Origin of the sequence: Clostridium frigoris, from assembly GCF_018861865.1 — a bacterium.
Lineage (GTDB): Bacteria > Bacillota > Clostridia > Clostridiales > Clostridiaceae > Clostridium_AD > Clostridium_AD frigoris.
In genome coordinates, this window is sequence record NZ_JAHLDV010000056.1 from 1 (window position 1) to 21,790 (window position 21,790).

The 21,790-nt window shown below is 30.1% G+C and carries 19 protein-coding genes and 1 riboswitch; of the genes, 16 read left to right on the top strand and 3 right to left on the bottom strand.

The genetic code is table 11. The features are described from left to right. Positions 1–766: 766 nt before the first annotated feature. From KPL37_RS16360 to KPL37_RS16410, 11 genes are all read left to right on the top strand, one after another. Entirely contained in the window at positions 767–1,588 is an 822-nt protein-coding gene (locus KPL37_RS16360) for a hypothetical protein (RefSeq protein ID WP_216151074.1), read from the top strand. 16 nt (positions 1,589–1,604) lie between these two features. After that, entirely contained in the window at positions 1,605–2,417 is an 813-nt protein-coding gene (locus KPL37_RS16365) for a sugar phosphate isomerase/epimerase family protein (protein WP_216151075.1), read from the top strand. 193 nt (positions 2,418–2,610) lie between these two features. After that, on the top strand, positions 2,611–3,903 hold the full coding sequence (gene tig, locus KPL37_RS16370) for a trigger factor (protein ID WP_216151076.1): 1,293 nt from the start codon (positions 2,611–2,613) through the stop codon (positions 3,901–3,903). Between the two features lie 153 nt (positions 3,904–4,056). Next, positions 4,057–4,641, top strand: a complete 585-nt coding sequence (clpP, locus tag KPL37_RS16375) for an ATP-dependent Clp endopeptidase proteolytic subunit ClpP (protein WP_216151077.1) — start codon at positions 4,057–4,059, stop codon at positions 4,639–4,641. Positions 4,642–4,740: 99 nt separating this feature from the next. After that, positions 4,741–6,033, top strand: a complete 1,293-nt coding sequence (gene clpX, locus KPL37_RS16380; protein WP_216151079.1) for an ATP-dependent Clp protease ATP-binding subunit ClpX — start codon at positions 4,741–4,743, stop codon at positions 6,031–6,033. 245 nt (positions 6,034–6,278) lie between these two features. Continuing rightward, entirely contained in the window at positions 6,279–7,961 is a 1,683-nt protein-coding gene (gene lonB / locus KPL37_RS16385) for an ATP-dependent protease LonB (RefSeq protein ID WP_216151081.1), read from the top strand. A gap of 266 nt (positions 7,962–8,227) precedes the next feature. Beyond that, the gene (gene lon, locus KPL37_RS16390; RefSeq protein ID WP_216151083.1) at positions 8,228–10,585 is read left to right on the top strand and encodes an endopeptidase La; all 2,358 of its coding nucleotides are present in this window, start codon (positions 8,228–8,230) and stop codon (positions 10,583–10,585) included. Next, entirely contained in the window at positions 10,566–11,189 is a 624-nt protein-coding gene (yihA, locus tag KPL37_RS16395) for a ribosome biogenesis GTP-binding protein YihA/YsxC (RefSeq protein WP_216151085.1), read from the top strand. Before lon ends, yihA begins: the two co-directional genes overlap by 20 nt. Positions 11,190–11,516: 327 nt before the next feature. Continuing rightward, complete coding sequence (locus KPL37_RS16400) at positions 11,517–11,927, top strand: hypothetical protein (protein ID WP_216151087.1); 411 nt, start codon at positions 11,517–11,519, stop codon at positions 11,925–11,927. Between the two features lie 121 nt (positions 11,928–12,048). After that, positions 12,049–12,291, top strand: coding sequence for a hypothetical protein (locus tag KPL37_RS16405; protein WP_216151089.1), 243 nt, complete (start codon positions 12,049–12,051; stop codon positions 12,289–12,291). Between the two features lie 57 nt (positions 12,292–12,348). Then, entirely contained in the window at positions 12,349–13,338 is a 990-nt protein-coding gene (locus KPL37_RS16410) for a hypothetical protein (protein WP_216151091.1), read from the top strand. 68 nt (positions 13,339–13,406) lie between these two features. Here the strand turns inward: KPL37_RS16410 and KPL37_RS16415 are convergent, their stop codons facing one another. The 3 genes from KPL37_RS16415 to perR form a co-directional block, all read right to left on the bottom strand. After that, a complete protein-coding gene (locus KPL37_RS16415; RefSeq protein WP_216151093.1) occupies positions 13,407–13,784 on the bottom strand; it encodes a bactofilin family protein in 378 nt (125 codons plus the stop codon). Between the two features lie 291 nt (positions 13,785–14,075). Beyond that, positions 14,076–15,017, bottom strand: coding sequence for a VCBS repeat-containing protein (locus KPL37_RS16420; RefSeq protein ID WP_216151094.1), 942 nt, complete (start codon positions 15,015–15,017; stop codon positions 14,076–14,078). A 207-nt stretch (positions 15,018–15,224) separates the two neighbouring features. Continuing rightward, complete coding sequence (gene perR, locus KPL37_RS16425) at positions 15,225–15,635, bottom strand: transcriptional regulator PerR (RefSeq protein WP_216151095.1); 411 nt, start codon at positions 15,633–15,635, stop codon at positions 15,225–15,227. A gap of 175 nt (positions 15,636–15,810) precedes the next feature. Here perR and KPL37_RS16430 point away from each other — a divergent pair, with 175 nt between their 5' ends. The 5 genes from KPL37_RS16430 (at position 15,811) to trmB (ending at position 21,193) form a co-directional block, all read left to right on the top strand. Next, positions 15,811–17,187, top strand: a complete 1,377-nt coding sequence (locus tag KPL37_RS16430; protein ID WP_216151096.1) for a PhoH family protein — start codon at positions 15,811–15,813, stop codon at positions 17,185–17,187. A 298-nt stretch (positions 17,188–17,485) separates the two neighbouring features. Continuing rightward, positions 17,486–18,493, top strand: coding sequence for a phosphodiester glycosidase family protein (locus KPL37_RS16435; RefSeq protein WP_216151097.1), 1,008 nt, complete (start codon positions 17,486–17,488; stop codon positions 18,491–18,493). A 47-nt stretch (positions 18,494–18,540) separates the two neighbouring features. After that, on the top strand, positions 18,541–19,569 hold the full coding sequence (locus KPL37_RS16440; RefSeq protein WP_216151098.1) for a hypothetical protein: 1,029 nt from the start codon (positions 18,541–18,543) through the stop codon (positions 19,567–19,569). Positions 19,570–19,794: 225 nt separating this feature from the next. Further along, positions 19,795–20,445 (top strand): site-2 protease family protein, encoded by a 651-nt coding sequence (locus KPL37_RS16445; protein WP_216151099.1) that lies wholly within the window; start codon positions 19,795–19,797, stop codon positions 20,443–20,445. 85 nt (positions 20,446–20,530) lie between these two features. Next, complete coding sequence (gene trmB, locus KPL37_RS16450) at positions 20,531–21,193, top strand: tRNA (guanosine(46)-N7)-methyltransferase TrmB (protein ID WP_216151100.1); 663 nt, start codon at positions 20,531–20,533, stop codon at positions 21,191–21,193. A 198-nt stretch (positions 21,194–21,391) separates the two neighbouring features. Next, positions 21,392–21,574: riboswitch (cobalamin riboswitch) on the top strand. Positions 21,575–21,790: the final 216 nt, after the last annotated feature.

Below are 21,790 nucleotides of genomic sequence, written 5' to 3' on the forward strand. Positions count from 1 at the left end.
CTTGTTTGCTATACCTATTTTTATTACTAACTGCTCTCTTAACACAAAAATTATAGTTCGATATTACTTCATACAAATTCAAGTTTTACATATTAGTTTCCGTGACTACTCTATACTGTTTTTAAAGTGTTGCTATAAATGACCATTTTATTATGTAATTAAATGATCATACAATTAACAATCAATATTGTTTAATAATAAGTACTACACTATTATATTATACATTACTTAATTATTATTGTTAATGCTTAGTGATAAAATAAATAATAAAGTTATCATTTATTTTAATTTGTGTAAGTCAATCTTGTTGATAAACATATTGTAATATTAAAAGTGAAACAGTTCAAGTGATTTTGTAAATGTTTTAATATTATGAATATTTAAAAAACCTTATGACTGTTGATATATATAGATTAAATGACATTAAATAATTTTAAAATAAAAGTAACAGAGGTATATAAAAGTGAAACAACTATGAATTATTCGTTTACAAAGGGGGAAAACAAATCATTATTTTAAAAAATAATGATTTGTTTTAATAGGAAGGCTAAAATAAATTTGACACTAGTTTGCATTAAAACACATAATATCGATATATTAAAATATAAAACGTTTACACATAAAGTGATATTGTGTAATTAAAGAAAACGATATTATTTTCATATGTAATGAGGTATAATAAGTAATGTATAGTTATCGATTAGAAAGTATGTATACAGAATGTATGAATGGTAACAGTGCATTAATTATAATGGAGGTAAATCATATGAAGAAGCCTAGTATATTTAGTAAGGATTATGATAGAAAAATAAAAAAACGAAAAAAGGTAATATTATCACTAATTGTTATACCTATAATAGGGCTCGTCATATTTTTAAGTATAGATTTTAAAGGTTTAACGAATAAAGGTACAAATAGTACTTTATCAAATGTATCAAACGATGATAAAGTCCAAAATAAATCAGAAGAAGTTTCACAGCAACAGACTAATGATGAAAAGGCTAAGAAAGCGAAAGCATCAATAGCAGCAAAAGCCGCAAAAGCAAAAGCAACAGCAGACAAGTCATCTTTTATCGCTACAATGCCCGATGGTCAAAAGGTAACTGTTGAATATAATGCAGTATCATCAAATAAGACTATAAAAGGTATATCAAACACTAAGGATGTATTATATGATATAAGTCCAAGCAAAACATCAATTGTTATACAAAATACAAAGAACCAAGATATGTTATATGTTGGTGTAAATAAAATTAGTAAAGACATATCAAGAAAGACTTATGTTTCTAGTAAAAATCAAACTTATTCAAAAGAAGAGCAACTTAAAATAAATCCAAATTACATATGGTCAATTACACCAAAGTTTATTGATGAAGATAATATTGTATATGTTAGCGAGTTACCTTGGATGAATGAAAAAAAAATACAATATATATGGAAGCTAAATTTAAAAGATAGTGTTCATATGCAGGTACAGCCAGCATCAGGAATGAAGATTACTTTCGGAGATTTGGCGGCTAAGGGGCTAGAGGCAAACATAGATGGAAATGTAGTTTATTTAACTGCCTTAGGTCAAGTAACGAAATAGCGAAAAGAGGCTAAACATGGATATAGGATTATCTTCGGCATGTTTTTATCCTAAACTGAATACAGAACATAGTATACATACGATGAAAGAGTTAGGATTTAATTTTGGTGAAATATTTTTAAATACTCAAAGCGAATATAACGAGGAATTTATAAGAGCACTACTGGTGAAAAAAGAACTATATGAATTCAATGTAAATTCAGTTCATGCATTTTCAGTTTCTTTTGAACCTTATTTATTTGACAAATATGACAGAAGACGCAAAGATATGTTAAAACAATTTAAAAAAGTTGTTAAGGCAGCAAAGATTTTAGGCGCAAGTTGTTACACCTTTCATGGAATGAGACATACTGATTTAAGTGGACTTGATACTAAATTTATTCTTGATATATATAATGAACTTTCATATATAGCACTAGAAGCAGGAATTAAGTTAGCACAGGAAAATGTCTCATGGTGTATGTCTTCGAATTTAGAATTCTTAACTCTTTTGTCGCAGGAATGTAAATATCCAATATATTTTACTTTAGATTTGAAACAAGCATGCAAAGCTAATATTCCTATAGAAAAGTATATTAAAGTTATGGGGAGTAACATTGTGAATCTTCATATAAACGATCGAGATGATAATTCACCTTGTCTTTTACCGGGAAAAGGAAATTTAGACTATGGTGACATTGCAAGGAATCTTAAAAATGTTAATTATAGTGGAAAAGGAATTATAGAAGTGTATAGTGATAATTTTTCAAGCTACGCTGAACTTACAAAGGCGAAAGATCTAGTTTCGAAAAAGTTTAACAACAATTCAGCGACCCAGGAGATGATATAATGATAAATGTTTTATATCATATTAAAGTAATCATTTGAATAAAATTATCTTGTAAATTATTTAAAATTTGGGTATAATCATAATATTAGACTATTTGAGCAAATATGCTTAATAGTATTTGTAAATAAGTTAAAAGTTATGTTATAATATATAAAGAAATAAGCATTTGTGAGCGATTAGGAGGAGTAATATAATGAACATTAAAATGGAAAAATTAGAGAAAAATATTATTAAATTAGAAATAACGGTAGAAGCAGAAAGATTTAATAAATCTTTAAAGAAATCTAGTGCAAAAAATTCAAAATCAATGAATATACCAGGATTCAGAAAAGGTAAAGCTCCAATGAATATAATAAAGAAAATGTATGGTGATGGTGTTTTTTTTGAAGATGCTATAAATTTTTGCTGTGATGATACATATCCAGAGGCTTTAAAAGAACATGACATAAATCCGTTGGATTACCCTAAAATTGATATTATTCAAATAGAAGAAGGAAAAGACTTTATATACACAGCATCAGTTCAAGTAGCACCAGAAGTTAAACTTGGAGAATATAAAGGACTAGAGGCTAAGAAAGTTGAATATAATGTATCAGATGATGAAATTGAAAGTCAACTAAAAGGCATGCAAGAAAAAAATGCTAGAATAGAAGATAAGCTAGAAGGCACAGTTGCAATGGGCGATATAGCAATTATAGATTTCAAAGGATTTATTGAAGAAACAGCTTTTGAAGGTGGAGAAGGAAAAGACTTTGAACTAGAAATTGGTTCAGGATCATTTATTGATACTTTTGAGGAACAATTAGTTGGTTTAAAAGCTGGAGAGGCTAAAGAAGTTAAAGTTAATTTCCCAGAAGCATATGGAAGAGAAGACTTAAATGGTAAACAAGCAACTTTTAATGTAACTGTTAAAAGCATGAAAGCAAAAGATTTACCAGCTATTGATGATGAATTTGCTAAAGATGTATCAGAATTTGATACTTTAGAAGAATTAAGAAATGACATTAAAAAGTCACTTGAAAAATCAGGTAAAGATAGAGAACAGAAAGAATTTGAAGAAGCAGTAATAGATGCAGCTTGCTCTAATGTTGTAATGGACATTCCAGAAATTATGGTAAAAAGAGAAACTGATGTAATGCTTAAAGATTTAGAAATGAAATTAAAACAACAAGGATTAGACCTTGAATCGTATTATCAGTATACTAACAATACTGAAGAAAAAGTTAGATCATTTATGAAAGAATCAGCTGAAAAGAGAGTTAAGACTGATTTAGTTATAACTGAAATAGCGAAAAAAGAAAATGTTGAAGCAAGTGATGAAGAAATGCTTGCAAAAGCAAAAGAAGTTGCAAAACAATACGGAGACAAAGATATAGATAAAACGGCAGATTTAATTATGAAAGCGCAAAAACAATATCTAAAAGTCGATGTTTTGAATGAAAAAGTAATAAAAATGTTAGTCGAAAATGCTAAAGTGATCGCATAATATATACTTAAATTAATTGCCAGATATTTCTCTGGCAATTAATTTTAAATATAGGATAAAAATAAATGATTAAAAAGTTAATATTTAGGATATAATTAAGGAATAGATTACCATTTAAAGCAGTAATATTATTAGAGCAGAGGAGTGAGTTATATGAGTTTAGTGCCAATGGTTGTTGAACAAACTAATAGGGGAGAAAGATCTTATGATATTTATTCAAGATTATTAAAAGATAGGATAATTTTTCTAGGAGAAGAGGTAAATGATGTAACTGCAAGTTTAATTGTTGCTCAGTTATTGTTTTTAGAATCAGAGGATCCAGATAAAGATATTTATTTATATATAAATAGTCCAGGTGGATCAATTACATCAGGAATGGCTATATATGATACTATGCAATATATCAAACCACAAGTTTCAACTATTTGTATTGGTATGGCAGCATCTATGGGATCTTTCTTATTAAATGCTGGAGAAAAAGGAAAAAGATTTGCATTACCTAATAGTGAGATTTTAATACATCAGCCTTTAGGAGGATTTCAAGGTCAGGCAACTGATATAGATATTCATGCAAAACGAATCATGAAAACTAAAGATACATTAAATAGAATATACAGCGAAAGAACCGGACAACCAATAGAAAAAATTAAACATGATGTTGAAAGAGATTACTTTATGAGTGCACAAGAAGCAATGGAATACGGGCTAATAGACGAAGTTATAACTAAAAAGAAATAGTTTTAACGATATTTCAAAGGTCGTCAATACATCTTCTAGGTTGCTTTTCTAGCGATCTAGGAGATGATTTAACTAAATAAGGTTAGTTGAGGTGAAAATATGACAAAGTTTGATGAAAAAAAGCAACTTAAATGCTCTTTTTGTGGCAAAACCCAGGAACAAGTTAGAAGATTAATTGCGGGACCAGGAGTATATATTTGTGATGAATGTATAGAATTGTGTTCTGAAATAATCGTAGATGAATTCCAAGGAGATGTTGAATTAGATTTAGGAGCACTTCCAAAACCTGCAGAAATAAAGAAATATATAGATGATTACGTAATTGGACAAAATACAGCTAAAAAATCTTTGGCAGTAGCAGTTTATAATCATTATAAAAGAATAAATTCAAATGTTAATGAGGGTGAGGTTGAACTCCAAAAGAGTAATATCCTATTACTTGGGCCTACAGGCTGTGGTAAAACTCTACTTGCTCAAACATTAGCAAAATTCTTAAATGTGCCTTTTGCTATAGCAGATGCGACTACGCTTACTGAAGCTGGGTATGTAGGAGAAGATGTTGAAAATATTCTTCTTAAATTAATACAAAATGCTGATTACGATGTAGAAAAAGCAGAAAAAGGTATTATTTATATAGATGAAATCGATAAGATAGCAAGAAAATCTGAGAATCCATCTATAACTCGTGATGTATCTGGAGAAGGCGTTCAACAGGCATTACTTAAAATACTCGAAGGAACTACAGCATCAGTTCCACCACAAGGTGGGAGAAAGCATCCTCACCAAGAGTTTATTCAGATAAATACTGCTAATATATTATTTATATGTGGAGGAGCATTTGATGGACTTGATAAAATTATAGAAAAAAGGACTAGAACTACATCAGTTGGGTTTGGAGCTGAAATAAGATCTAAACATGAAGAAAACGTAGGAGAGTTACTTAAATCTATAATGCCAGGAGATTTATTGAAATTTGGATTAATTCCAGAGTTTGTAGGTAGACTTCCAATAGTAGTTACACTTGAAGCTTTAGATGAACATGCATTGGTTAAAATTCTTAGTGAACCTAAAAACGCATTAGTTAAGCAATATAAGAAATTGTTTGAGATGGATAATGTGGAATTAGAGTTTAAAGAAGAAGCTTTAAAAGCTATTGCAAAAGAGGCTATTAAAAGAGAAACTGGAGCTCGTGGACTTAGATCTATTATAGAAGACACGATGAAGGAAGTTATGTTTGATATCCCATCAAATGAAGAAGTAGCTAAAGTTATAATTAATGCGGAAACTATTCAAACTAGAAATCCAGAATTAGTTTTAGCTGAAGGTGGGAAAAGAGAAAAAATAAAAATTACAAAACAAATTAAAGGTAAAAAAGGACCAGAATCAGCATAAATGAATCTTTTCAAAACACAAAAAGACGGATATTGTATCGGTCTTTTTGTGTTTTATCGAGTTATTAAAAACACTATTTTAAAGTAAAAAAGTTATATGAATTAATAATATTATATAGGAAAAAATGAATACATTTAGTCTTACTTGAGCATAATATCAAATGATGCAATATTTAGTAAAATATGCAAATTTAATATGTGAAAGGAGGATTAGTTTAATAGTTTCATCATTAAACTTTAATTATTATGACAACTAAAATTCTCATGGCAGTACAATTCTTTTTTACGGTAGTTATTGGTCTATACTTTTTTAATGCATTAAAAGCCCAAAAAAGTGGTAAGGTGGTCGTTAATAAGGGAAATAGAAAAGAAATGGAAAATTTAAGAAAAATGAAAAACATAAGCCTTACAGAACCACTTACGGAAAAAAGCAGACCAACGACATTTGATGAGGTAATAGGTCAAGAAGAAGGAATTAAGGCATTACAGGCAGCGATATGTGGTCCTAATCCTCAACATGTCATAATTTATGGTCCGCCTGGAATAGGAAAAACAGCAGCTGCTAGATTAGTGCTTGCAGATGCTAAAAAAAGAGCAAGATCTCCGTTTAAGCAAGGTTCGAAGTTTATAGAAATAGATGGTACTACTGTTAGGTTTGATGAAAGGGGTATAGCGGATCCACTTATAGGATCAGTTCATGATCCTATTTATCAAGGAGCAGGGCCACTCGGGGTAGCCGGAGTGCCTCAACCAAAGCCTGGTGCCGTTACAAAGGCGCATGGTGGAATCCTATTTATTGATGAAATTGGGGAGTTACATCCTATAGAAATGAATAAACTTCTTAAAGTATTAGAGGATAGAAAAGTCTTTTTAGATAGTGCTTATTATAATGAAGAGGATCCTAATATGCCTCTATATATAAAGGAAGTGTTTGATGAAGGATTGCCAGCTGATTTTAGGTTAATCGGTGCAACTACACGTAATCCGGAAGAAATAATGCCTGCCATAAGGTCAAGATGTATAGAAATATTTTTTAGAGCATTATTACCAGAAGAATTACAGCAAATTGCCAAAAATTCAATAAGCAAAATGGATCTTAAAATTTGTGATAAAGCACTACAACTTGTAGGTAAATACTCAAGTAATGGACGTGACACTGTTAATTTAATTCAACTAGCTTGTGGAATGGCAATTAATGATGAAAGAGATGAAGTAAGTATTGAAGATATTGAGTGGGTTATTGAGAATGGTCAATATTCACCTAGGCTTGAGTCTAGAATATCAGATAAGCCACAAATTGGTTATGTAAATGGTCTTGCTGTTTATGGAGCTAATATAGGAGCTGTAATGGAAATTGAAGCTAGTGCCAAAAGGGTAAAGCTTAGAAAAGGCATTCTTAAAATTACAGGGATTATTGAAGAAGAGGAGATAACCAGCAGCAATAAAAGACTACGACGAAAAAGCACTGCAAGGTCCTCAGTAGAAAATGTAGTTACAGTACTTGAAAAATATTTTAATATAGATTGTGACGATTATGACATTCATGTTAACTTCCCAGGTGGATCACCAGTGGATGGCCCATCTGCAGGAGTAAGTATAACAACTGCGATGTACAGTGCAATAAAGGGAATCCCAGTGGATAATATGGTTGCTATGACAGGAGAGATATCAATACATGGTAATGTATTACCAATAGGTGGTGTGAATGCTAAAATTGCTGCTGCTAAAAAAGCAGGAGCAACAAAAGTAATTATTCCAAGGGATAACTTTCAAGATAGTTTTAATACCATGGTCGATATTAAAATCATACCAGTTAGTAATATTAGTGAGGTAATTAAAGAAGCGTTGCTTCAAGAGATACCTAAAAATATTAAAACTACATTTGAACCAGAGGTAGACATTATAGCTGCAAAGTCATTAAAAATATAGCCTACCATTTTCTTAAAAAAGGTAATCCATCATTATATATAGTGGATTACCTTTTTTTATTTTAAAGTCTGTAGTATTGAAAAATAATTATATTATAGGTATACTATAGTAGTGGCACTATATAAATATAGTGACTATATAAATATAGTATAACTATAAAAATACGATGTGTGAGTATTTATGGTTTAAGATATCGATTCAATATAAAATTAAAATAATAATTTTATATTTATAAACGACGATTAATATAGAAAAGAGGGAGAAAAATGGATAAAACAACAAAACTTCTTCCGTTAATTCCGCTAAGAGGTATGAATATATTTCCATATATGGTATTGCATTTTGATGTTGGTAGAGAAAAATCTATACTAGCATTAGAAGATGCTATGCTAAATAATCAAGAAATTTTTCTGGTTTCACAGAAAGTATCAAAAATTGAAGAACCAGAAGAAAAGGATATATATGAAATTGGTACTATTTGTAACGTTAAACAAATATTAAAGTTACCAGGAGATACAATTAGAGTACTAGTTGAGGGAATACAAAGAGGTAAAATTTTAGAGTATAAAGATAAGGAACCATTTGTACGGGTGGAAGTAGAACTTATTTACGATGAAAAAAGCGCAGATGATAAAAAATGTAAGGCATACATTAAAATTATAGATAAAGCCTTCGAAGAATACATAAATTTATCGGTTAACAGTTTTCCAGATGCGTTATTCAGTTTAGAAGAAACTGAAGAACCAGGAAGATATTGTGATATTGTAAGTTCTTATTTAACATTAAAACCACAAACAAAACAAGAATTGCTTGAAATATTAGATGTTACTAAGAGACTCGAAAAACTGTTAATTATATTAAAGAATGAGCTTGAAGTTTTAAAAATAGAAAAGAAAATTGGAACCAAGGTTAAAGTTAAAATAGATAAAATTCAAAAGGAATATTATCTAAGGGAACAAATGAAAGCTATACAAGAGGAACTCGGCGAAGATGACGAAAATAAAAAAGAAGTAACTGAATATGAAAATAAAATTAAAAAAGCAAAACTTCCTAAAGAACCAAAAGAAAAAGCAAATTATGAGCTAAGCAAATTAAAGAGTTCGGGAAATTATTCTGCCGAGAGTGGGGTATCAAAGGCATATTTAGATTGGATATTAGCTTTACCTTGGAATAAATCAACTAAAGATAATATTGACATAAGTAAGGCTAGAGAAGTTTTTGATAAAGAACATTATGGGCTCGAAGAGGTTAAAGAAAGAATAATAGAATATTTAGCAGTTAAAAAAATTAGCAAGACACTTAAAGGACCTATACTTTGTTTGGTAGGGCCACCAGGAGTTGGAAAAACATCTATAGCAAAGTCTGTTGCAAATGCATTAAATAAAAATTTTGTTAGAATGTCACTTGGTGGAGTAAAAGATGAGGCTGAAATAAGGGGACATAGGAAAACTTACGTGGGAGCAATTCCAGGTAGAATCATATATGCCATGAAGCAAGCCGGATCAAAGAATCCATTATTCCTATTAGATGAAATTGATAAGATGAGTGGGGATATTAAGGGTGATCCTGCAGATGCTCTTTTAGAAGTATTGGATAGTGAGCAAAATGCAAGTTTTAGGGATCATTACCTAGAATTAGACTTTGATTTATCAAAAGTCCTATTTATAACTACTGCTAATAAATTGGACACTATTCCAAGGCCTCTACTCGATAGAATGGAAGTTATTGAGGTATCTGGATATACTTCAGAGGAAAAATTCCATATTGCAAAAAATCATCTTATTCCAAAGATGTTAAAAGAGCATAATATGGATGATGGTAAAATAGCATTTTCGGACAATTCAATAACTTGTATAATTGAAAACTATACAAGAGAATCAGGAGTTAGAAGCCTTGAAAGACAAATTGCTTCTGTAATTCGAAAAGCAATAACAGAAATGGTAGAAAAAGACAAGAATAGTGTTAATGTTACAGCGACGCATGTTAAGAGATATTTAGGTGCAGCTATATTTACTTATGATAAGGCCGAAACTGAAGATAAAGTCGGTGTAGTAACTGGACTAGCATGGACTGAAGTTGGTGGGGTCACATTGCCAGTTGAGGCAAGCGCCATGGAGGGAACCGGTAAGCTAGAGCTTACAGGCCAATTAGGAGATGTTATGAAAGAATCTGCTAAAGCTGGATATAGTTATGTTAGGGCTAATGCTTTTAAATATAATATAGATAAAGACTTTTATAAAAATATAGACATTCATATTCATGTTCCAGAGGGGTCAGTACCTAAGGATGGACCATCAGCGGGTGTAACTATGATAACTGCAATGGTGTCTGCATTAACTAATAGAAAAGTAAGACATAATATAGCAATGACTGGTGAAATTACGCTTACAGGAAGAGTTCTACCTATTGGAGGGCTTAAGGAAAAATCACTAGCTGCATATAGAGCGGGTATTGACACAATTATAATTCCTTGTGAGAATGAAAAAGATACAGAAAAAATACCAAAGAGTATTAAGGACAAACTAAAATTTATATTTGCAAGTAAAGTAGAAAATGTACTTGAACATGCGTTACTTGAAAATACAGTAAACGGAGAGATAAATAATGGAGATAAAAAAATCTGAATTTATAATATCAGCAGTAAAACCGGCTCAGTACCCAACAGATAATAGAGTAGAATATGCTTTTGTTGGAAGATCAAATGTAGGTAAGTCATCTTTGATAAATACTATTACAAATAGAAGAAAACTAGTTAAAGTTAGTGGAACACCTGGCAAGACTAGACTTATAAATTTCTTTCTAATAAATGATAGCTTTTATTTTGTTGATTTACCAGGTTACGGATATGCAAAAGTATCCAAAACTGAACAAGCTAAATGGGGAAAAATGATGGAGGACTATTTAGTTCGTAGACCTCAACTACAAAAGGTAGCATTACTAGTTGATTGTAGACGTAAACCAACTAAAGATGACCTTCTAATGTACGGATGGATAAAACATTTTGGATACGAAGTTGTAATAGTTGCAACCAAAAAAGATAAACTAAACAGAGCAGAACTTGTAAAAAACAATAAATTAATAAGAGAAACTTTAGAACTAGATTCAAGTGAGGAGATTATAAATATCTCATCACTTAAAAAAATAGGTGTAAAAGATCTTTTAGGAAATATGTTTAACGACAGTTCAGAAGGAGATCCATCTATATCTAATGGAAATCCAATATTATAGTAATAACAAAATTTTAGAAGAGATACAAATCTCATTCTGAAGTCGTTAATATTTCAGCTCCGTAGGAGATGATTTGATGACAGTTCAGAAGGAGATCCATCTATATCTAATGGAAATCCGATACTATAATAAGAATAAAATAGATCTACATTACGGTGTGTTAGCTAATAACAAGCGCACATCGTTATGGGGTCTATTTTTTTTTGCTTTGTAATTATATAAACATTTTGTATCAATTTATTTCTGTGAGAATAGTATATATTAGAAAACAAAAGAAAAAGATTTTAAATGTAAATCAAGAAAAGCAATTAAAAGGAGGGTATTTAGATGGATATGAATGACTTATTAAGTGGATTAGCTGATTCTCAAAAAAATGGTTCCAATAAAAGCTGCAATTGTAACAACGATGGCGGCGGATGTAACAATGGTGGTGGACTCGGTGGTGGTAGTGGTATTTGGATAATCGTTTTATTGCTTTTATTCTGCTCTCAAGGTCAAGGACAAGATAATGGTACTGTATGTGGATGTGAGCCAAAACACTGCAAGGAACTTTGTAGATGTGGTGGATCAAGTAACAATGGATTATTTGGATTAGGCGGACTCGGCTCTGGATGTGGCGGAGGAAGTGGTATTTGGATAATAGTTTTAATTCTTTTATTGGTATGTAGTGGCAATGGAAGAAATAACAAAGGATGTACAAACAATATTATTAACTTAGATAGCTGTGATGAAGATTAACTATGATAGTTAAGCATAAGTTAGAAATAGATATTAAGTAAACAATAGATGAATTATATGTTCTTAACTTTAGTCGAAATATGTAACACATTAAAATTTGGCCCAGAAAGGGGAGTTTTATATGTCTAAAAGAAGACGTTGTGAAAATAAATGTTGTGGAAGTAGTCCAGTGACTGCATGCGGTGGAAATTCAGTAGGAAATTTATGCACGAATCCGATTTGTGCGATAATATTATTAATTATACTTCAAAGAACATGTCTACTTGAAAACAAAAATGCGTTTTTACTAATATTGTTATTCCTAGGTTTTTGTTTCTGTAAAGGTGGATATGGCGGAAATGCAGTAAAAAGCTGCGGATGCTAATTTAAAAAAATAAGGGGGAGCTTAAATGCTCTCCCATTTATAAATGAGGTGATAAATATGTCAAAACATCATAAGCGTGATAGAAATAATATGGATAACAACATGAATAATAACAATAACAATAATAATAATAATAATAATGATGGCAATGGTAATAATGGCAACAGTAACAATGGCAATAATGGCAACAGTAATAACAACAACAATAACAATGGTAATAACAATAATCAAAATAACAATGCTAATAATAACCCATTAGCACAAATGCTTAATGGAAACGGTGCAAATCCTTTGATTGGATTAATATCTAGTTTTCTTTCTGGAAATGGTACTGGTAACGGCAGTGGTGGTAATATGGTTGAGAGTTTACTCTCTGGGTTAGGTGGTAACAATAATAACATGCTAGGTAATTTATTAGGTGGATTAGGTGGCCAGGACAATAACATGTTAGGCAATTTGCTTTCTAATTTAGGAGGACAAGACAATATTTTAGGTAATCTTATGGGAAGTTTAGGTGGTCAAAGTAATAACATGCAAGGAAACTCAAATAACAGTTCTAATTCAGGTAATGTAAAATCTGCACCAAATGTTGTAAAAAACAATAAAAACAAAAATAATAGTAATAAAGTTGATGTAAATAATGATAATAATGATACTGAAAGTAATGATGTAGTAAGTTCAAATGAAAATAAGCAAGATAATGTTTTTTCAAATATATTTTCAGGCATGGGTAATATAGATTTGAGTCAAATTTCAAATATGTTATCTGGAATAGATTTAAATAATTTAGATTTAAATAGTTCGGATTTTACTGATATGATGAATTCTATATCAAGTAATGATTCTTTTGCAAATGATGATTCTTTTGAAAATAACGATGTTGAATTTAAACATACAAGTCCTAAGGAGAATACACATAGTATTTTAGAAGAGTTAGAAGATGAAGATAAGGGGCAGCTTATATATATATTAGCTCATCTAGTAGATGAAGAAAAACTTGGAATGCTAAATAGAATTGTAGAGGAAAATTCCAACTTAAAACATTGAGAGTATATAAATTAATAAGAGTAACACATAAATTTTAAAGTTATGTGTTACTCTTTTGCTTGAAGTTTTTATAAATTATCGCTGTTGTCATCAAGTTGTTCATAACCGATCATGGTACATTTGCCATCAAGAATTCCACCCTCAGAGATCATTAATTTTTTCACAGAAATATCACCGCGGACCTTACCACAATTGCCTATGGTTAAGGTGCTTGTGCAAGAGACATTACCATTCATTATTCCGTTTATATATGCATTATTACAGGTGATATCGCCATTTATTTGTCCGGATTCACCTAGTACTAAATCATCTTCACAAATTAAGTCTCCATCAATAGAACCATCTATTTTAATTAGACCATTTGCATTCAAAGAACCAATTATTGAACATTGCTGGCCAATCAAAGTTTCAATTCTATTTACATCTTTCTCTTTATTACTAAACATATACGATTCCTCCAATTTATATTAGGTTATATTTTAAATTAATTATATATATACGGAATAATTTTGTAGTAAACAGCTTCATATAAAAATATATTAATTTATCATTTATAATGAATAAAACTAAGTAAAAAGGTTAATATTATAAATGTAATCGGAGTTTAAATCTCCATTTGCATAAAATAAAACATTTTATGCGTAACCCCCCCATCCCCCCTTGGGACCGTTAATACGGTCCCTTTTGTTTTGCGAATGATATTGATATTTTATACATAATGTAATAGCTTTGTGCTTTTATTTGATATCTATAGAGCTAATTTTAAAAGAAGAATCTTTATTGGTATTTGGGATAAGTTTTAAAATTAATTCTATACTATAGTTTTTTATTTCTTTTATATCATTATTATTAGTTCCTTTAAAATTTAATGTCCATAAAACTTCGCTAGTATTGCCATCTTTATCCCAATTATAATCTTTGAAAACACCATCTTGGAAGGTTAAATGCATTTTTTTATCTGACAAATCACTTAAGAGTGAAATATCATTACCATTTAGATCAGAAGCAAAAAGTTCTTTTGGTATATTTAATTCAGAAACTGGAAGGGTCGACATAAGGGTTATGAAACCTAATACATTGTTTTTACCCATATAATTATCAACATAGTTGTAATCAAAAGATTGTAAACTATCTTGAATAAAAAGGTAGCTAGTAAGGTCTAATTTTCCATCTTTAATGTTTCCTGATAACATTTTAGGGGTTTTATTATTTTTACTGTCTACGAAACCTAAAATATTATTTGTGCTGCTAAATATATCTTCATATTTTTCACCATTCCAAAGGAAAACATGCTGTACTGCTTTATTATTTACTGATGCTTGAGTAAATATTTCAGGTACGTAATTTCTTGATATGTCCATTAGTGTTAGTCTCATCGGCCACTGCGAATAATAATTACCAACGGTTTTAATTTTTTTAGAAGGTTCTAAATAGTAGCTACTGTCTCCAGAATTTATTTGAATTTGGTATTTATCAACCTCTGTTTTTATGTAGAGTATATCCTTAGTTCCATCACCGTTTAAATCAGCGTGCATCATTTTTACCTCATTTACGATATTAAATGTACTTATTGTACTTGTTTTGAAAAGAAAGAAATACGTAAGTAATATGGTAAAAATAATAATAGCCAAAACATAATAAATATATTTCTTTTTTAAAAATACTATCTGTAACTTCATTTATTCCACCACCCATTAAATTATATGTAACAACTGTATAATTAATTAATTTATATTTAATAAATTTTAAAAATTAATATTTAACGGCATTTCAGAAGGAAAGTTTCCTACTTCTATAAATAATATATAATAAATATAGTATAAAAGGTGATTTATAAAATAAAGGGAAGTATGAATTAAAATTCATACTTCCCTTTATTTTATAATTTATTTTTTGCAATCTTCACATAACCCATAAAAATAAAGTTTATCTGCTAAGACCTCGTAATTAGTATATTGTTTTACGTCTTCAAGTACATTTGGAAAACTTATACCTTCTATGTCATCAACTTTACCACAATTTACGCATTGTATGTGAGGATGCGGTAACATATTACAATCATATCTAAAATTACCTTCACCAACGTTAAGTTCTATTATTAATTCAACGCTTATAAGAGTTTTTAACGCTTTATAAACTGTAGCCAAACTCATAGTAGGATATGTTGGTTGTAGAGCTTTGTAAATTAATTCAGCTGAAGGATGTTCTTTTGTTGATTGCAAATATTTGTAAACAGCAATCCTTTGTGGGGTAAGTTTTAATTTTTTTTCTTTAAAAACTGTTGTAATGTTTTCCATATACACCATCCTATAACGTTATTGAGTATGCTATAAGATTTATTATATAATAAAAACTATTACTTGTCAAAACTATTATAAGAAAATTAATAATAAATTAAAATTTATTTCATTTTTAATTCATTTATAGAATTAGTTACATATATTAGTAGTAGAGAGAGGGTGAGTTAATACTTTGAAAAAAACATATGTACTAGATACCAATGTTATTTTATATTCACCTAGTGCTATATTGTCCTTTGGTGATAATGACGTAATAATACCTGAAGTAGTATTAGAAGAATTAGATAGTTTTAAAAAAGATAAAAGTGATTTAGGAGCTAATGCTAGATATACAGCAAGGCTTATCGATGAGCTCAGAAAACAGGGAAAATTAAATGAAGGTATTGATTTAGAAAATGGAGGAAGACTACGGGTTGAAATGAATCAATATGATACCGAAATTCCTGCATTTTGGAGTAAAGAAAAAGCTGATAACAGAATACTGCAAGTGTGTAAAGGTATTAAGGAACAAGGTGAAGATGTATGGCTCATAACTAAGGATATATTTTTGCGTATAAAGGCGGATGCTGTAGATATTAATGTAGAAGATTATTATGAAAAATTTGTTCCAGAGTATGATAATCAGTATACAGGAAGAATAGAGGTATTTGTGTCTCCAGAAAAACTTCAGGAGTTTTTTAGTAAAAAAAGCATAGAGGCTGACGTATTACTTGAATATAATGAGGAGTTAGAGGAGTATACTATTCCATTCTTGTATACAAACCAATTTTTAATAATTCATTCAATGGAAAATCCGAAACAAACTGCATTAGCAAGGTATGATGGAAAAAACGTAGTGCCACTTTATTATAAGGATAGTAAGCCATTAGGAGTCGTACCGAGGAATGTTGGGCAGAGATTTATGTTAGAGGCTTTAAGTATTGATTCAATAAAAGCACCGCTTGTAATCATTAAAGGACCAGCTGGAACTGCTAAAACATTATTTTCATTAGCAGTAGGGCTTCAAAAGATATTACAGGAAAGCAGTGAGCAGTACAGAAGAATTTTAATTTGCAGGCCAAATGTAACTATGGATGAAGAAATAGGTTTTTTACCTGGTACAGAGCAAGAAAAGATTTCACCATTTATGAGACCAGTATTTGATAATTTAGAGATACTTGTGGAATCTGATGAAAAAGAGCGTTATAAAAATGAAAAACAATTATCAGATAAAATAAAAGACTTGTTTGATAGGAGAATTATAACTACTGAGGCCGTTGCTTACCTTAGAGGTAGATCTATAGTTAAAAATTGGGTAATAATAGACGAGGCTCAAAACTTATCACCAAAACAAGTGAAAGCAATAATAACTAGAGCTGGTGAGGGCACTAAATTGATTCTTATAGGTGACCCAGAACAAATAGATCATCCTTTTCTAGACAAAAGATCAAATGGGCTTTGTTATGCATCGGAAAAAATGAAGGGTAGTGACTTATGCTATCAAGTAACTTTAAAATATGATGAATGTGAGAGATCTCCTCTAGCATTTGAAGGATCAAAAAAATTATAATAAGGGTAGATATAGAAGAGAGTATAATAATTTATACTCTCTTTTGTAAGTTAGAGTATAAATTTTTGTAATCCTCTTTTATAAGTGAGAGTATAAAGATTTATACTCTATTTTTAAAGGATAGTATAAATCTTTATAATCTCTTTTGTAAGTGAGAGTATAAAGATTTATACTCTATTTTTGTATTAAATTATCATATATTAGTTAAATTTACATAAATAACATAAAAATATTGTATTAAATTATATGATTATACTGTACAATGTGATAGTACATAATAAAGAAAAGGATGGGAAGTATGAGAAGAATAAAAAAACGTAGAAAAATAAAAAAGCGTACGAGCACACTTGTTTTATTATTTGTAATATTTGAATTGTTGTTCACAACAATTACTGGCCCATTTGTGCTTTATTATGGTCCTTTTAAAAATGTGAAGAGTACGGTGGTAGGTGCGGCAATGACAACTTATTCATTACAATGGCTTGCAACTACATTTTTATCTAAAGAGGCAATAGCAAAAATTATGAGTGATCAAACAGTGGATGCCTTAGTTCAAAATAATTTGGATGGTGTAAAGGTAGAAAATAAAGATGATAATAGTATAGAAAGATATGATGTAAAAGGAAATAAATTTAAAGGTTACATATTAATAATCAACGATCCAAACAGGTTAAAAGTAGGTTGCAGCAGTAAACTTGGAACGGAAGGTCAACTAACAAGTGATATCGCAAAAGATAACAATGCGATTGCGGCAATCAATGGTGGTGGATTTAAAGATGAGGATAATGGATCAAAATGGACAGGAACAGGAGCAAATCCAACTGGGGTTATAATGTCTAACGGAAAAATCATTTTTGACGATATAAAAAATTTAAGTAAAAAAACAGAAGTGGTAGCAATGACCAGCGCAGGAAGATTATTAGTTGGTCCTCACAGCTTTTCTGAGATGAAAACAGCTGGAGTAACTGATGCAGTATCTTTTGGACCAGCGCTTATAGTAAATGGACAAAAAACTATTACTAAAGGTGATGGTGGCTGGGGGATTGCACCTAGAACATGTGTAGCGCAAAGAAAAGATGGGGCTATAATATTTTTAGTGATTGACGGTAGACAGACAAACAGTTTAGGTGCTACTTTAAAGGAAGCACAAGATGTATTGTATGATTATGGTGCTGTTAATGCTTCTAACTTAGACGGAGGTTCTTCTTCTACATTATTTTATGATGATGAAGTTATAAATAGCCCATCAGATAGTTTAGGCGAAAGGTCAGTACCTTCAATTATGTATATAGAGAATAGGAAATAGTCTGAAAGCGAGGCTTATGAAACTTTAAAGTTAAAGGAGAAAGAAATATGAGTTGGACGAAAAGAATAAGCATATGGATAGTAGTGTCTTTATCTTTGCAATGTTTAGGTCTCTTTTACATTGATCATTATTTTTTATCTACTGATTCAAAAGCAGTTTCGAAAAAGGTTGTCGAGAATGCAAGTACAAAGCCAAAGAATATTGATATTACTATACCAACAAATGCTACAAAGATATTAGTATCCTATGATGCTAAATATTTATCTTATTATAATGAAGATAATAAATTAGTAATTGCTAATGGTAGGGACGGAAAGACTAGAGGCATTGAGTCAAATGATGGATACGAAATTTCATTTGCAGAGTGGCTACCAGATAGAAACAGAATGCTTTTAGTAGAGAAAAAAAGCGATGATTCTGGTAACTTAGTATTATATTCTTACGATGTATTAAAAGCTGAAAAAGTTAAGATAAAAGAACTAGAGTGGGGTGGCACTGACACTATAGTAGAAGATATACAGACATCGACTTTAACAGGTGTTACTTATGTAAAAGTTTCAAATGGTAATAACAAAACTAATATATTTAGAATTGATAGAATGGGTGAGATGACAAAAATTAATACAATACCTAATCTTGTGGGTAATATTGCATTAGTGCGTCATAAAGATAAATTAGTATATGAGGGTTCGGTTTACAACAAAGTATATGCTACTGGTAGCAGTGAAAGTATAAGTGTTAGTGGTGTTGATAAACTTACATTAATCGGTGCGGATGATGATGATAATATATATCTCGCAGAGTTAAAAGATGATTTAATAAGTAAAGTTTATTATGGTAAAACATCAGAAGATACCAGTACATGGAAATCTATTGAATTACAAACACCTTGTGCAAAAGAAAATTTATTTGTATCAGCTAATGGTAAAATATATCAAAATGATACAGTACAAGGTTCTATAAAAGATGTAAATTCTGGAACTCAAACTAGCTATAAAGGAAAATTAGTGCAATTATATACTAAGGGAGTAGTATCTCTTGTAGATAATAAAGTATCCTTTGTGCCTTTCAAGTAATAAATGTTTCAAACTATGCCTTTGGCATAGTTTTTTATTTAGTAAGAACTTTCAAAATGAAAGTTTTTACTAGGTATTAAGTGCAGCTCTGCAGGAGATGATTTAACTTCAAATAAATATTATTATATTTAATTGTATTATCAATATAAATAGCAATAAACTTTGATATAATGGATATATTATACATTGTAGACGAATAAAAAATATAAGTGAGGGGGAGTAAATTTGGATACACAAATAATATTATATAAAATTTTAACAATACCGGCAATTTTAATAGCATTTACATTCCATGAGTATGCACATGCTATTGTAGCAGATAGGCTAGGAGATAAAACTCCAAGATTTCAAGGAAGACTTACGCTAAATCCGCTTGTTCATATAGATCCAATGGGATTTATTTTGATTTTAATAATGAATTTTGGATGGGCAAAACCAGTTCAAACAAATCCGAGCTCCTATAAGAATTATTATAAAGATGATTTGAAAGTTTCATTTGCGGGCCCACTTGCAAATTTGATTATAGGATTTATGTTTGCAATTTTCACTGCTTTGTTCTGGAAATATTCGCCTAATAAGGGGAATGTATATGCTATTATTTTGCAGATATTTCAAATTACAGTGTCTATAAATTGCATGTTATTTTTTCTTAATTTAGTACCAATACCTGGATTCGATGGATATCATATAATTAGGGATTTATTTCCAAAGGCTTTCTATAATATATCAGATACACTTGCTAGGTATCAATTTTTGATATTTATTGTGTTGATATTACCTATATTACCTGGTAATCAATCAGGTTTTACTTATATTGTGCAAGTACCAGCGAATTGGGTATATAATATTTTTATGAACATCGCGTCAATGATTTAATAATAAGTGATGTTTTAATAAGAAAGTGTAGCTAAACAAAAGTATGTTAAAAATTTTATTATTATAAATGTAAGGAGAAAAATATATGCGCTTAAGAAAAAAATATTGGGCTAGGCCGGAACTAGAAGCCAGCCATATTGTAAGAACAGATCAATATGATCATAAAGGAAATTGGAGTGAAGAATTTAAAAACGAAAATGAAATACATCTAGAGCTTGGATGTGGTAAGGGGAGTTTTATTGCAGAAAAATCTAGGCAAAATTCTAATATTAATTTTGTAGGTATAGATTTAAAAGATGAGGTATTAGTGTTTGCACTTAGAAAAGTGATAGAGGTTCGAGATGTTAAGGCAGATCAAAATGTAAATGTACGTCTTATGCCTTTAAATATCATGTTTATTGATGATGTATTTGCAAAAGATGAGATAAGTAGAATTTATATAAATTTCTGTAACCCTTGGCCAAAAGAACGACATAATAAAAGAAGATTAACTCATACTAAATTCTTAACAAATTACAAGAAATTTTTAAAAGTTGGATCTGAAGTGTGGTTTAAAACAGATGATACAGAGTTGTTTGAGGACTCTGTAGAATATTTTAAGCAATGTGGTTTTGAAATATTATTTTTAACATACGATCTTCATAAGAGTGATTTTAAGGAAAATGTAATTACTGAATATGAAGCTAAATTCGCAAGTATAGGTAAAAAAGCTATGTTTTTAAGGGCAAGGTTAGTTAAAGAGAGCTAATAAGTTTAGCAATAATAATAAACTATATAAAAGATAAGTAAAGTTATTAACAAAGTTGTCCACATTAGGCCATAAAATTATGGATTAATGTGGACAACTTTGTTGGTTGATTTCCTGTATTAATAATGATATTATTGTGGTGTAAGTACTCATGTAAAATATTATGTAAAAGATCATGAAAAGTAAATAATAAAATATAGGTTTAATTAAAATTTAGGTTTAATTAAAATTTATTAATTAAAAGGGAATCAGGTTAAAATCCTGAACTATCTCGTAGCTGTAATAGATGAATTTAAGCACAAGATGTCACTCGTAAAAGGGGAAGGCGTGCTTAAATAATGATTCTTGAGTCAGAATACCTGCCTATATTTTGCACCAGAAACTCTACGAGTGATAGGGAGGTCTTTATAATAAAAATTTGTTTGTCAGTTTTATGTGATTAAACATAATTTTAAATGTTTCCTTTTAACGCTCCAGTTAAAAGGCTTTTTTTAGTGTGCCCGGCATGGGCGTTTACTCGTCGGTGAAAGTCCGATACGGGGGCCGATAGTGCTAACCGTTAGCTTAAGACAAGGGTGTCCACCGTGAGGTGGAATC

Excerpts from the sequence above, each read along its gene's own strand:
- KPL37_RS16360 (WP_216151074.1), top strand. The coding sequence starts at position 767 with ATGAAGAAGCCTAGTATATTTAGTAAGGATTATGATAGAAAAATAAAA.
- KPL37_RS16365 (WP_216151075.1), top strand. The coding sequence starts at position 1,605 with ATGGATATAGGATTATCTTCGGCATGTTTTTATCCTAAACTGAATACA.
- tig (WP_216151076.1), top strand. The coding sequence starts at position 2,611 with ATGAACATTAAAATGGAAAAATTAGAGAAAAATATTATTAAATTAGAA.
- clpP (WP_216151077.1), top strand. The coding sequence starts at position 4,057 with ATGAGTTTAGTGCCAATGGTTGTTGAACAAACTAATAGGGGAGAAAGA.
- clpX (WP_216151079.1), top strand. The coding sequence starts at position 4,741 with ATGACAAAGTTTGATGAAAAAAAGCAACTTAAATGCTCTTTTTGTGGC.
- lonB (WP_216151081.1), top strand. The coding sequence starts at position 6,279 with ATGACAACTAAAATTCTCATGGCAGTACAATTCTTTTTTACGGTAGTT.
- lon (WP_216151083.1), top strand. The coding sequence starts at position 8,228 with ATGGATAAAACAACAAAACTTCTTCCGTTAATTCCGCTAAGAGGTATG.
- yihA (WP_216151085.1), top strand. The coding sequence starts at position 10,566 with ATGGAGATAAAAAAATCTGAATTTATAATATCAGCAGTAAAACCGGCT.
- KPL37_RS16400 (WP_216151087.1), top strand. The coding sequence starts at position 11,517 with ATGGATATGAATGACTTATTAAGTGGATTAGCTGATTCTCAAAAAAAT.
- KPL37_RS16405 (WP_216151089.1), top strand. The coding sequence starts at position 12,049 with ATGTCTAAAAGAAGACGTTGTGAAAATAAATGTTGTGGAAGTAGTCCA.
- KPL37_RS16410 (WP_216151091.1), top strand. The coding sequence starts at position 12,349 with ATGTCAAAACATCATAAGCGTGATAGAAATAATATGGATAACAACATG.
- KPL37_RS16415 (WP_216151093.1), bottom strand. The coding sequence starts at position 13,784 with ATGTTTAGTAATAAAGAGAAAGATGTAAATAGAATTGAAACTTTGATT.
- KPL37_RS16420 (WP_216151094.1), bottom strand. The coding sequence starts at position 15,017 with ATGAAGTTACAGATAGTATTTTTAAAAAAGAAATATATTTATTATGTT.
- perR (WP_216151095.1), bottom strand. The coding sequence starts at position 15,635 with ATGGAAAACATTACAACAGTTTTTAAAGAAAAAAAATTAAAACTTACC.
- KPL37_RS16435 (WP_216151097.1), top strand. The coding sequence starts at position 17,486 with ATGAGAAGAATAAAAAAACGTAGAAAAATAAAAAAGCGTACGAGCACA.
- KPL37_RS16440 (WP_216151098.1), top strand. The coding sequence starts at position 18,541 with ATGAGTTGGACGAAAAGAATAAGCATATGGATAGTAGTGTCTTTATCT.
- trmB (WP_216151100.1), top strand. The coding sequence starts at position 20,531 with ATGCGCTTAAGAAAAAAATATTGGGCTAGGCCGGAACTAGAAGCCAGC.